We start from the raw sequence: 13,022 nt of genomic DNA, 5'->3' as shown, positions 1-13,022 counted from the left end.
TTCTCAGCAGTATTTCAAGGAACGTTACGCGTTTTGCGGGGTGCAAAAATAGCTTACGTTTTCGAATCTCACAAGCTTTTTTAAATCTTTTTTTGAAAATAAATTTTCGTTTCGATTTCGTGGGCCTGTCAGGATTTCTAGGAACGTCTGCGTCGTTGCGGGTGCAAAAGTAGCTAGTTTATTCGTGTAAACAATGGCTTTTTTAACCTTTTTTCAAAGTATTTTTTAATCTACTGGTATGTTGATATTTATGGGATTCGTTTTTTGAAGTTTTAGCATTCCAACCCCTTGCTTTTATCCCCTTTTTGAGATTTTACCAACATTCCGGGCTTTGATTGATTTTTTTAATACCAAATTAAAGACAGACAAAACCAATCTACTTGAGTAAAGGGGGAGATTTTCTCGAATTTGCTTCCTGGTCTTTATCTCCTATATATATAAGGCGTGGATTTATTGCTTTCTTTCTCATGAAAACCCCATGCCCTAGCCCCGATAGTAGTGAAAATCCTTGTGGTCCGGAGTTCGGACCACAAGATTGTAGCGGATAGCGGGAAATAGCTCCTGAATATTTAAATGAATTTAATCGAAGCGAATTGCTTTCACAGGGGAAATCTTGGTTATTATGTACGATGGAATCAATAAAACCAATGCACAAATCACTACAGTAAGGAGGTTTAGAGCCAATATGTACCCCAGATTGAGATACACTGGTGCTTGATTGACATAATAGTTTTCAGGATTGAGCTGTATAATTCCGAAATGCTGCTGAATCAACAACAAAGAGATTCCAATTAAATTACCCCAAAACAAACCTCTTACTATAAGATAAAAGGCATTGTAAAGAAATATTTTCCTAACAGACCAATTATTAGCTCCTAATGCTTTTAGAATTCCAATCATTTGAGTTCGCTCAAGGATGAGCACCAACAAGGCTACAACCATATTTATAGTTGCCACAAGTATCATTACGACTAATATCACAATAATATTGAAATCGAAAAGCTGCAACCACTCGAATATGTAACTATATTTCTCAATAATTGTTTTACTATCCAGAGTTGAGGACGTCTTTTTATATACTTGATCCCCGGTTTCTTTTATTTTATTGAAATCTTTTACGAAAACCTCAAAAGCCCCAATTTGATTTGGAGTCCATTTATTGATTCGCTGTATGTGTCGAATATCACCTATTATATAGGTAGCATCGAATTGTTGAAATCCTGAATTGAAAATTCCTGTTATTTTGAATCTTCGAACATTCGGCAATTGATTCTGATCTTCTTTAATAAAGAACGTATTGAAGGAGTCACCTACTTTTAAATCCAGTCGGTTGGCTAGAAATTGAGAAATCACCACTTCTTGAGTGACATTCTTAGAAAAATTAGGCAATTTTCCTGAAACGACATATTCTTTTATATTTCCCCATTGATAATCATTCCCAACCCCTTTGAAAATTATTCCTTCAAACGCAGTTTCGGTTCTGATTATTCCAGCTTTACTTGCTATTGCCTGAACATGATCTACTCCTTGAACAGAATTAAAAACTGGATAAAAGTCTTGTTTTTTTTCAATGGGTAGTAATGTAATCTCGGACTGATTGTTATCGTAGTTTGAAATTATGATATGACCATTGAAAGCGGCTATCTTTTCCCTTATTTTATTTTGCAGACCTATCCCGGTAGCCACTGAGACAATCATCATAATCATACCGATTGCAATTGCCGAAATTGCAATGTTTATTATAGGTGCCGATATACTGCTTTTATAATCTTTGGCAGTAATAAGTCTTTTGGCTATAAAATATTCTAAATTCAAATTGATTTATTTTGAGGAACTGAACAAATATACATAAACTTTCATTTAATGCTTTGTTACTCGATTTGGTTAACTTCAAATTGGCAAGATACCAGAAAGCAATTTTTTAAAGCGGCAATCTTTTTTTCATTTCTTCCACAATATTGAAAGCAGCTGGACAAATTGCAACATTCTTAAGTGTTAAATCAGTAATTTGCTGAAACTTTTTACGATCTGTATGAGGAAATTCTCTACAGGCTTTTGGACGCACATCATATATCATGCATTCATTCTCATTATCCAAGAAAGTACAAGGAACACTTTGCAATACATAATCTTTATCCTCATCGACACGCAGATATTGCTCGATAAACTGTTGTGGTTTTTGCCTTAAAGACTTAGAAATTCGTTCAATATCAGCCAAAGTAAATAATGGGCCCGTTGTTTTACAACAATTGGCACATTTTAAACAATCGGTTTTTTTGAATTCGGCATCATGAATGTCCAGCATTACATAATCCAAATTCTTAGGTGTTTTCTTTTTTAGCTTATCGAAATACTTTTTGTTTTCGATATGCTTATCTTTGGCTAGTTTTCCTAATTCGTTTAAAGCTGGTTTCAAATCCGAAATTTGTTAATGATTTCGCAAAAGTACTAAACTTTAAACTCGGAAATTTAAACTTGAAACTAAATTTTATGAAAGACCTTTTCGGAAAAGCCATACTAGACTACCAAACCAACAACAACCCGGAGGATTTAATTACAGAAACATCCATTTCTGAAGAAGACGAAATGAGTGTTGCCTATCTTTTTAGAAATTACAACGAAATGCCTAAAATTGAACAAAAAGCATTACAACTAGCAAAAGGAAAAACACTCGATGTAGGATGCGGAGCTGGAAGTCATAGTCTGACTTTGCAAAATGACAGGAATCTCGATGTCACTTCAATTGATATTTCAGAAAATTCAATTCAGACCTGCAAACTTCGCGGATTGAAAAATGCAAGAGTTCAAGATGTAATGACATTGAAAAACGAAAAATTCGATACCATTTTATTACTAATGAATGGAACTGGAATATTTGGAACACTACAAGGAACGCCCATCTTCTTGCAAAAACTGAAAAGCCTTTTAAATCCTAATGGACAAATCCTCATCGATTCTTCAGACATTATATATATGTTTGATGAAGATGAAGATGGCGGTAAATGGATTCCATCTGAAAATGAATATTATGGAGAGACCATTTTCAACATTACCTACAAAGGCGAAAAAGAAGCTCCTTTTGATTGGTTATTCCTCGATTATAACACTCTTCAAAACGCAGCTTTCGCTAACGGACTTCAATGTGAATTAATACTCGAAGGAGAACATTATGATTATTTAGCAAGACTTACAATTTGAATCAAAACAGTAATTAAAAATTAAAAAGCCAAATGCTGTTAAGCATTTGGCTTTTTTAGTAAACAATCATTCTTTATATTTTATCCTTGACTAGCAATCTTTATTGGCAATTCATATAAAACACGAACTTTTTTACCTCTAGTCTCACCTGATGTCCATCGAGGAGATGAAGAAATTACTCGCTTAGCTTCGGCCCCAGTTCCTTCACCAAGATCTTTTACAACTTTCACATTAGTGACTGAACCATCAATTTCTATTATGAAAGCAATCTTTAAGGTACCTCCATTTCCTTCGTAATCTGGTATTTTAAAATTTTTACCAATAAAATTCATCAACTCATTATTACCGCCAGGAAACTCTGGTCTAATCTCTACCTCTTCATAATTATAGGGAGCATCATCAACGATAGTAGCTGTAGCTTGAGCGGAGGCAAAACTCACAATAAACAAAGCTATTACTGAAAGTAAAATTTTTCTCATACACTATTTTTTTATTTATTATATGTTTTTCAAAAAAGCAAAACACAGTAGGCTTTTAGTAAATATATAAAAAAATAGAGGTATAAAAATCAAATACATAAAAATATGTTAATAAAATTACCACATTGTCATGAGAAAATATCAACTTACTATATATTAACAAGTTAACAATCTTACTAAAAAAAACAGTATTAAACATTAACAAGAAAAATTGTCCGTCCTTAAAAATAACTACGAACCAATGAATAAGTATTTATTTACATCATCCAAAAAAAATTGACATAAACAAATATACCTGCCTCTACTATTACTTAAAAAACGAGAATCAAATAAAACTTTCGCGAAATTAAATAAATAAAGACAGGTACTAAATTGAATATCAAATTCCGTTTATGGAATATTCAAATACTTATGAGTTTGAAGTGAAACACGCCATTTTGAATTATTCATAACATAATCAACAATCAATGGAGTCATTTCTTCTTTTTTACTCCATTCTGGCTGAAGAAAAAGAATTGCGTTTGAATTCACTTTTTCAGCTTGTTCTTCCGCAAAAATAAAATCATGTTTATTATATATAATAACTTTAAGTTCATTTGCATTATCATAAACTGTTTGAGTTGGCAATTTATTTTTCTTTGGAGAAAGACAAATCCAATCCCAAGTTCCACTAAGAGGATAAGCGCCTGAAGTTTCTACATGAACTTTTAAATTATTTTGCTTTAATTTTTGTGTCAAAGGCTCCATATCCCACATTAAGGGCTCACCTCCTGTAATTACAATAGTATCGGCATACTTACTAGCATTGTCAACTATTAAATCAATTTTTGTAGGAGGATGCAATTCTGCATTCCAACTCTCCTTAACATCACACCAATGACAACCAACATCACATCCCCCAACCCTAATAAAATATGCAGCGGTACCAGTATGAAAACCTTCTCCTTGAATTGTATAAAATTCTTCCATAAGAGGAAGCATGGTTCCTTTATTAACTTCTAATTGAACTTCTTTAGATAACATTATATAAATTTAAGCTGCAAAGATAAGCAATTAAAAGAAATGTAGATTTACAAGAACATTGTACTTAATTATAATAAGATGAATGTAACTAAATAAAAAATAATTGAAACAAAAAAAAGCGACAATCATTTCTGATTATCGCTTTCAAATTTCTTAAAAATGTTTTTATTTCAAAGACTTTAATGAATCTAGCGCATATTGATTAGCTGGATCCAAAGCCAAAGTTTTATTAAAATACTCGATTGCTTTAGCTTTATCTGTATTTGCATAACTAGCTGCAGAAGTATTATAACTTTCAATAATTTTCTTAACTGTTGCTGGTTTAGCTAACTCTTCAGGTCCTTTTTCTGTAACAACATTTACATAGTCACCATAATACTTAATTGTCATTGCATCATTTTCCAATAAACTATTTGTTCTTGCTCTATACAAATAAGCATCCTGTGTTTTCGGAGACGCCTCAATAACAGCTGCATAAGCCAAATCAGCTCTTTGTAAAGCTACTGGATCTGGTTTTACAATGTCTTTTCTAGTATTATCAAAATACAAGCTATTACCTAAATAAAAATTATCCAAAATATAATTTTTAGACTCTTTATGAGCTACAGCAATTTCATATATCGCTGCTGCTTGTTTGAATAACTTTAACTCATATAATTTTTTTCCAACATCGCTGATATTCAATGACAATCCATTAGCATCCATTTCAGATGCCTTTTTAACATCAAGAATTGCATTATCAAACAAAACATTATCAACAGCCTTACCATCTTCTCCAACAGCCTTTTTGATTTTTGCAAACCCTAATGTTTGATAATCCATGGCAATAATCTTGTTAGCAGGATTAGCAATAAAACTTTCTAAAGATTTAATCGCAACTTCATAATTCCCATTTTGGTAAGCTGAAATTCCTAAATAACGAAGAATTCTAGGATTTACTTTATCCAATTCAATCATTTTATTAGCTTCAGTTTCTAAAGCTTTATACTCTCCTGCAAGTACTAAAAAGTCTGCATGACGCATTCTTGAATTAAGAGAATAATCGGTTAAAGACAAATATTTCTCATAATTCACAAGTGCTTTATCTACATAAACTCTGTATTTAGAAGGTTCATTTCTTCCCCATAAATAATAAGTCTCTGCTAATTCACGATAAACTGGTCCATAGTTTGGATTAATAGCAATTACTTCATCAAAAGCTTTTATTGCTTCAGTATATGCTTTAGCCCCTTTAAGCAAAACACCTAATTGCATCTTTGCTCTAATTAATGTATTATCAATTGTATAAGCATTCCTGTAAGCAGAATATGCTTCATTTTGATTTTTATCACCATAATAAGCATTACCAAGAGCCAAGTTTAATTGTGCATCTTGAGGGTTAATCAATTTTGCTTTATTTAAAACTTCAATTGCTTTTTTATAATCTGGTTTTAAAGAATACGTATAAGCTCTACCTATGAATATATACTCTTCAATATCTTTCTTTTTTAAATCTTTAGTCGCTAAAGCAAAATTTTGTTCCGCAGATGCAGTATTTCCATTATCAAGATCTATTAAACCAAAACCAATATTATTCAATCTTGCACCTTCAGTTCCAGCAAGACCTTTCTGATAATAAATTTTAGCAGAATCGATACTATTTTGCAACATATAAACATTACCTAAATAAAAAGCAGCTGTACCATTGGTAGGTTTTGCGTTTATTATAGATTTTAAAATTGTTTTTGCGCTTTCAAATTGTTCAGCATCAATTGCTTTTTTTGCTTGATTAAGGTCTTGCGCTCGGCTTGTTCCTACGATAGCCAATAAAGCAATACTTAAAACTTTAACTTTGTTCATCTTAATTAAATTAATTTATTTTATTTCTTTTTATTATTAGATTGACCATGTATTATATTTAATTTTCTAGCAGGGATTTTATAAGGCAGTAATCCAGATTTTAAAACAATTCTTTGCCCAATATCCCCAGCTGCAAAAGAAGCAATTCCCATACCTAAACCATCATATCCCTGACAATTCACAATATATAAATCTCTCAATAAAGGATAAGTTCCTTCGGCAAAATTATTTTGAGAAGGCGCATAATACCCATTATTATTTAAACCCTTAACGCTTAATACATTTATATTATTAATAACAGAAGTCATTGAATCATGAGGTTGTGATAACCAATTTACACCAACCACACCTATCATGCCGTTATTTTCTGAAACAAATTTTAAAACTTCGTTATTAGTTTTAAAAGTATATACATCTTTATCAGCCAATCCATTCAATCCAGCTAAATTATTCATATAACTTACAGTACTTGAATTGGGATTATCAAAAACCAAACCTTTAATTTTTGAGCTTCTCTCTCCTTTCATAAAACCAATTACATCTTTCAAAGCAATCAAAGTATCTTTACTTGATTTATTAGATACAAAAGCTATGCCATCTATAGCAAATTTAGTTATTTTAGGAACTATTTTGCTTTGTTCGAAAAGATTTAACTCTTTTTTAGTCAAATTTCTTGAAATCACAACAATTTTAGATTTTTTGTTAAACAAAGAATTTAAAACCTCCGATTCGGATTTAGAAATCAAGGTAAATTTTGCGTCATATTGGCTTTCAAAAACCATTATTTCATCCTCCACAATAGGAGTAATCGTCTCATCAACATAAATGATTGCTTTGCCTTTTATGATTGTTTCATTATTTGCATCCTCATTTTCATTTTTTTTACAATTAAAAAAAATGAAAATAACTGATAACAAAATTACATAAACATTAAATCTAGACATAACTATTCTTTATTATCATTATAGACACGAAAAAAACGAATAATGGAATACGCAATTAATACAACGCCAAGAGCTACTCTATATTGCATTTGCATATTAAAAGGAAATTTTTCCCAAAAGATAACCATTAGCCCTAAAAAAAAATAAGCCAAAAAAACCAAAATGGTTATAATAAGAAGAAATCGCTCAATAAGCGATTTCTTCTTCAAATTATTAAATAAATTATTTAACATTATTCTGCTGATTGAATAGTAATTGGAAGAGAATATAATACCCTTACTTTTTTACCATTTTGCTCACCTGGAAGCCATTTAGGGCATTTATTTAAAACTCTGATTGCTTCTTTTCCTGTTCCATAACCAATATCTCTTACAACTTTGATATCAGTTAATGATCCATCTTTTTCAACAACGAAAGTCACATAAACTTTACCTTTAAGACCTTCTTCTTCAGGAGCTTGATAGTTCTTACCAACGAATTGATAAAACTTTTCAATACCACCTGGGAATTCAGGTTTTTGCTCAATCCCAGCTAAAGAGTGAACACTAGTGTCTTCCTCAATAACTTCTACAACAGGTCCATTTCCAACTTCCTCTACAGTAAGCGGAGCATCTGGATCCCCTTTAATAGTTTCAGCACCAGTTTTTTTGTCTTTGATATCTTCCATTTTTGGTGGATCTTCAGTAACATCCTCAGCCTTAGCAACAACAGGTTTAACAAATTTAACCTGATCTTGTTTTGGTGGTGGTGGTGGTGGTGGAGCAAGATCTTTTACATCTTCAACTTTCTTCTTAGGAGGTAACTTTACTGCAGTAATCTTAATATCGGTATCCATATCATCTCCACTATCTGGCAAGTAACTCGCAATAAGCGGAGCACTAACAGCTAGACTGAAAAGAACACTACCAATGACAAGAGCACGCATAGAAGTCTTACGATTCGATTTTCTAAGTTCGTAAGCACCATAAAGCTTATTACGCCCTTCGAAAACGATCTCTATCCATTGATTTTTAATTAAATCTAATTTCATTTTTTATAATTATTAGGTTATTAGTAAAAAATTATTTTTTTACTTCTAACAATTTTTGTTCCTCTGGTGTAAATTCATTAACTATTGCATAAGAACCAGTCTTATTTACTCCAACTATTGCCATTTCATCCAAAACATCAACCAAATTACGATATGTTGATTTTTTACTTGGTTTGATAATTACAATAATTCCATCATTTGGTTTTCCTTTAGCCGTTGAATATTGCTTTACTGTTTCCATTCTAGCTATCAATTCTTTACGAATACCTTCTTTTCCATAAGAATAATCTTTTGGTGCCGCAAGAGGTTTTTCTAACATCCCCATATAACGGACCAATTTTCCATTTTCACCAAGCAATAATGTCATAGTACGATTCTCATCTACCTTTATGTCATTTTCTACCTTCGGGTCTTTTTCTTTATCTGGCAACGTCAAATCCATGGATTGAGGTTTAGACAACGTAGTGGTAAGCATAAAGAACGTGATTAATAAGAAAGCCAAATCCACCATGGCAGTTAAATCTACCTTTGAGTTTTGTTTTTTACTTCTTACTTTGCCACCTTTTCCGCCTCCACCGTCGCCGGTATTTAATTCAGCCATTTTAGTGTGTCTTTTTTAATTAAAAATTCTTTCCTCTTAAACCTGTAACCAAATTAAAGCTATTGACCTTTTGATCTTGCAAAATATCCATTACTTGTTTGATTGCAGGATATTGCTCCTTAGCATCTCCTTTTATTGCAAAATTCAATTCTTTGTCATTAACTTCAATATTTGCTTTACGCGAATATAAAACCCAATCCTTTAATTGATTATCCAAAGAATCCTTAGGTATCCCAGGTTGCCCTGCTTTACTTCTATCCGCTGCTTTCATATTCAAAATTGCTTTTAAATTTTGAATAGGTACACCAAAACTTTCCATTAATCCAAACTCCTCTGACTCTTTTTCAGTAAATGCAACATTATATTTATCAGCCATAAATTCAAGTGCTTTTTTACGAACATCTTTTCCTTTTAGGTCAAAAAATACAGCAGTTTTCCCATTAGCCTTACCAATTGTCAAAGTAGACAAATTATCAGTTGGTAATTTTGTTTGCACAGTAGACTGTGGAGTATCAACTGGTAATACTTCAGGTGTTTTAGCAGTGGCAGTCAAAATAAAGAACGTAAGCAAAAGAAACGCAACATCACACATCGCCGTCATATCGGTAGATGTGGACTTTTTTTTCATTTTTATTTTAGCCATTATATATGTCTATTATTTTGATAAAAAAATTATCAAAAATTAATTATTGTTTTAAACTACCTCTGAAATGTCTGTAAGTATTTACAATTGTAGTTCCAGCCTCATCAATAGAATAAGTTAAATCATCAATTTTTGAAGTAAAGAAGTTGTAAGCAACAATCGCTGTGATTGAAGTAGAGATCCCTGTAGCTGTATTAATCAAAGCTTCAGAAATACCAACCGCAAGTGCAGCTTGATCAGGAGTCCCAGCAGATGCCAAAGCTCCAAACGCTTTAATCATACCAGATACTGTTCCTAATAATCCTCCAAGTGTTCCTAAAGAAACCAAAGAAGAAATAATAGTCATATTTTTTTCTAACATTGGCATTTCAAGAGAAGTAACCTCTTCAATTTCCTTGTGAATTACTTCAGAAGCTTCTTCACTGTTGAATCCTTCTTTTTTAACATCTTGGTATTTAACTAACGCAGATTTAATTGCATTTGCAACAGAACCTTGTTGTTTATCACATGTAGCAATAGCTCCATCAATATCTCCTGATTTGATACTTACTTGAACTGTTTGCATAAATTTATCTAAATTCCCTTTACCAGCAGCTTTTGCAATAACAAAAAATCTTTCAAAAGAAAACACAATAACCATTAATAACATACCTAATAATACTGGCACTATAAATCCTCCTTTATAAACTTGACCTAATGTATTTAATGGGTGTCCTTTTTCAATATCTCCCCCTGCAAAATTCGAAGGATCTCCCATCACTTGAGACCAAATCAACCATCCTACAAATACACATAATGCAATAATAATCCCTGAAACCATTCCTCCTCCGTTTGAAGTGCTTTCTTTTTTAACTTTAACGTTTGCCATTTTTTTAAATTTTAAATATTTATTTTAGTTTTAATAAACTTGTATAGGAGCAAATTTAATTTTTTAGTTGAAATAAAAAAACTTTTTTTTAAGTAATCTTACAATTTATTTTATTCTCAAAACAGAACTACAACGTTTTTTAAGAATAATTAAAGATTTTATATAACAATTTATTCTAAAAAATTCTAAAAAAAAACGTTTTTAAGCATTCTGAATATTTTTATTCAAAAAAAGGTCTAAATTTAAAAAACAAATAAATCTATCAAATCAACAGTCATTTGTGATATTTTATTACAGAAAACCCTTAATTATTCATTTAAAAAAAATTAATATCTTGCATTAGATTTTAACACCCCTTCAAGAAATGAGCAAAGAAGAAAATTTTATTCAGCAAATAAACAAAGGCTATCTATCACAAGGAGAGAGTATAATACTAGGAGGCGCCATTCTTGACGGAGAGGCATTACCAGATACATTCGTCAAAATCCCGCTAAAGACATTAAACAGACATGGCCTAATTGCCGGTGCTACAGGAACAGGAAAAACAAAAACAATACAAGTTCTTTCAGAACAGCTATCCTCATTTGGTATTCCTGTATTAATGATGGATATAAAAGGTGATTTTAGCGGAGTTGCAAAGGAAGGAGAAGAAAAAGACTTTATTAAAGAGCGCCATACCAAACTGAATATCCCTTACTCAGTATCCAGTTTTCCTGTAGAATTATTATCCCTTTCTAAACAAGAGGGAGTTCGACTTCGATCTACAGTTTCTGAATTTGGACCCGTCTTATTCTCTAGAATTTTAGATTTGAATGATACACAGGCTGGAGTTGTTTCGGTTATATTTAAATATTGTGATGACAATAAAATGCCATTATTGGATTTAAAAGACATTAAAAAAGTCATCAATTATATTACCGATGAAGGAAAAGACGAAATCGAAGAAAGCTATGGAAAAATATCTACTTCGACTACCGGAACCATTTTAAGAAAAATAATCGAGCTAGAACAACAAGGTGCCGATTTGTTTTTTGGGGAACTATCCTTTGAAATTGATGACTTATTTCGTCTCGATGAAAATGGAAAAGGATACATTAATATTATACGACTAACGGACATTCAAGACAAGCCTAAATTATTCTCCACTTTCATGCTGAGTCTGCTTGCAGAAATATACCAACAAATGCCTGAAAAAGGTGATGCTGACCAACCCGAATTAGTTATCTTCATTGATGAAGCTCATTTAATTTTTAATGAAGCCAGCAAAGCATTATTGGAGCAGATAGAAACTATCGTGAAATTAATTCGTTCCAAAGGGATTGGTGTTTATTTTATCACTCAAAATCCAATGGATATTCCAAGTGGCGTTTTGGCACAACTGGGACTAAAGATACAACACGCTTTAAGAGCCTTCACAGCCAACGACAGACAAGCAATCAAACAATCGGCAGACAACTATCCAACATCAGAATTTTACAAAACAGACGAAGTATTGACCAGTTTAGGAATTGGCGAAGCTTTTGTAACGGCATTAAGTGAAAAAGGAATCCCTACTCCACTTGTAGCCACCATGATGCGCGCTCCCATGAGCCGAATGGATATTTTAACTGATGTCGAAATTCAAGAAATTAATGCCAAATCAAAATTAGTAAAAAAATACAGCGAAGTTCTTGATCGCGAAAGTGCTTATGAGATGCTCAATAAAAAAATTGAATCAGCTCAAGACAAAGCTATCGTTCCTGAAGAAAAAAAGCAAGAAAGCAACGAGCCAAGTACAGCAAGTGTTGTCACAAAATCGGTTCTGAAGGTCGTGACCAGCGCCACTTTTATTAGAGGAGCATTTGGAATACTGTCTAAAATGTTTAAAAAATAATCCACAATGAGAAACATCTTCAAAATCTCTATTTTTCTATTGGTTCTGAGTGGTTGTTCACCAAAATCGGAAACTAAAAATTTAACGTATGTTAAATTAGAGATTATTAAAACAGAAAAAGACTTTGAAAAATTAGTTGCCGAAAAAGGAATAGCCGAAGGTTTTTATCAATTTGCCGATTCTAATGCAGTTATAAAAAGAGAACACGACACTTTAATTATTGGCAAAATTAATATTAAAAATTATTACTTAAATTCAAAGTACCAAAATGCAACCATAACTTGGTCTCCAGATGACGTAACCGTTTCCGATGCCGGAGATATGGCCTCTAGTTACGGTAAATATGTTTGGATTTTTAAAGATGCTTCTGGAAAAGAACAAGTTTCAAAAGGGATTTTCCATACGGTCTGGAAAAAACAAAAGGACGGTTCTTGGAAATATATTTGGGATTAGAATAATTTTTTATGATTGTCGGCAATTCAAATATTTTTTTTGGAGCAGAAACATTTCGCTTATTTTACCAA

General features: G+C 32.0%; 13 protein-coding genes. 3 read left to right on the top strand and 10 right to left on the bottom strand.

What is annotated here, in order from left to right:
- Window positions 1–579: 579 nt before the first annotated feature.
- Complete coding sequence (locus tag AC1DY0_RS12105) at window positions 580–1,815, bottom strand: ABC transporter permease (protein WP_477188856.1); 1,236 nt, start codon at window positions 1,813–1,815, stop codon at window positions 580–582.
- 106 nt (window positions 1,816–1,921) lie between these two features.
- On the bottom strand, window positions 1,922–2,416 hold the full coding sequence (locus AC1DY0_RS12100; RefSeq protein WP_477188855.1) for a YkgJ family cysteine cluster protein: 495 nt from the start codon (window positions 2,414–2,416) through the stop codon (window positions 1,922–1,924).
- Between the two features lie 74 nt (window positions 2,417–2,490).
- Between AC1DY0_RS12100 and AC1DY0_RS12095 the strand changes: the two genes are divergently transcribed.
- A complete protein-coding gene (locus AC1DY0_RS12095) occupies window positions 2,491–3,198 on the top strand; it encodes a class I SAM-dependent methyltransferase (RefSeq protein ID WP_477188854.1) in 708 nt (235 codons plus the stop codon).
- Window positions 3,199–3,278: 80 nt separating this feature from the next.
- Here the strand turns inward: AC1DY0_RS12095 and AC1DY0_RS12090 are convergent, their stop codons facing one another.
- The 8 genes from AC1DY0_RS12090 to AC1DY0_RS12055 all read right to left on the bottom strand — a co-directional run bounded on the left by AC1DY0_RS12090 (window position 3,279) and on the right by AC1DY0_RS12055 (window position 10,625).
- Window positions 3,279–3,677, bottom strand: a complete 399-nt coding sequence (locus AC1DY0_RS12090) for an energy transducer TonB (RefSeq protein ID WP_477188853.1) — start codon at window positions 3,675–3,677, stop codon at window positions 3,279–3,281.
- 390 nt (window positions 3,678–4,067) lie between these two features.
- Entirely contained in the window at window positions 4,068–4,700 is a 633-nt protein-coding gene (locus tag AC1DY0_RS12085) for a 7-carboxy-7-deazaguanine synthase QueE (protein ID WP_477188852.1), read from the bottom strand.
- 165 nt (window positions 4,701–4,865) lie between these two features.
- On the bottom strand, window positions 4,866–6,539 hold the full coding sequence (locus tag AC1DY0_RS12080; RefSeq protein ID WP_477188851.1) for a tetratricopeptide repeat protein: 1,674 nt from the start codon (window positions 6,537–6,539) through the stop codon (window positions 4,866–4,868).
- A 20-nt stretch (window positions 6,540–6,559) separates the two neighbouring features.
- Window positions 6,560–7,456 carry a PstS family phosphate ABC transporter substrate-binding protein gene (locus AC1DY0_RS12075; RefSeq protein WP_477188850.1) on the bottom strand — a complete coding sequence of 299 codons (897 nt, stop codon included), beginning with the start codon at window positions 7,454–7,456 and terminating at the stop codon, window positions 6,560–6,562.
- 259 nt (window positions 7,457–7,715) lie between these two features.
- Entirely contained in the window at window positions 7,716–8,513 is a 798-nt protein-coding gene (locus AC1DY0_RS12070) for an energy transducer TonB (RefSeq protein ID WP_477188849.1), read from the bottom strand.
- Between the two features lie 31 nt (window positions 8,514–8,544).
- Window positions 8,545–9,114, bottom strand: coding sequence for an ExbD/TolR family protein (locus tag AC1DY0_RS12065; RefSeq protein WP_477188848.1), 570 nt, complete (start codon window positions 9,112–9,114; stop codon window positions 8,545–8,547).
- Window positions 9,115–9,133: 19 nt separating this feature from the next.
- Window positions 9,134–9,757, bottom strand: a complete 624-nt coding sequence (locus AC1DY0_RS12060) for an ExbD/TolR family protein (RefSeq protein WP_477188847.1) — start codon at window positions 9,755–9,757, stop codon at window positions 9,134–9,136.
- Between the two features lie 43 nt (window positions 9,758–9,800).
- Window positions 9,801–10,625, bottom strand: coding sequence for a MotA/TolQ/ExbB proton channel family protein (locus AC1DY0_RS12055; RefSeq protein WP_477188846.1), 825 nt, complete (start codon window positions 10,623–10,625; stop codon window positions 9,801–9,803).
- A 364-nt stretch (window positions 10,626–10,989) separates the two neighbouring features.
- Between AC1DY0_RS12055 and AC1DY0_RS12050 the strand changes: the two genes are divergently transcribed.
- Both AC1DY0_RS12050 and AC1DY0_RS12045 read left to right on the top strand, forming a co-directional pair.
- On the top strand, window positions 10,990–12,498 hold the full coding sequence (locus AC1DY0_RS12050) for a helicase HerA-like domain-containing protein (protein ID WP_477188845.1): 1,509 nt from the start codon (window positions 10,990–10,992) through the stop codon (window positions 12,496–12,498).
- Window positions 12,499–12,504: 6 nt separating this feature from the next.
- On the top strand, window positions 12,505–12,951 hold the full coding sequence (locus AC1DY0_RS12045) for a YybH family protein (protein WP_477188844.1): 447 nt from the start codon (window positions 12,505–12,507) through the stop codon (window positions 12,949–12,951).
- Window positions 12,952–13,022 lie beyond the last annotated feature (71 nt).

It is taken from the genome of Flavobacterium sp. P1_E4 (genome assembly GCF_056405915.1).
Note: the sequence above shows the minus strand (reverse complement) of the source record. Positions and strands in the feature narration are given on the sequence as shown.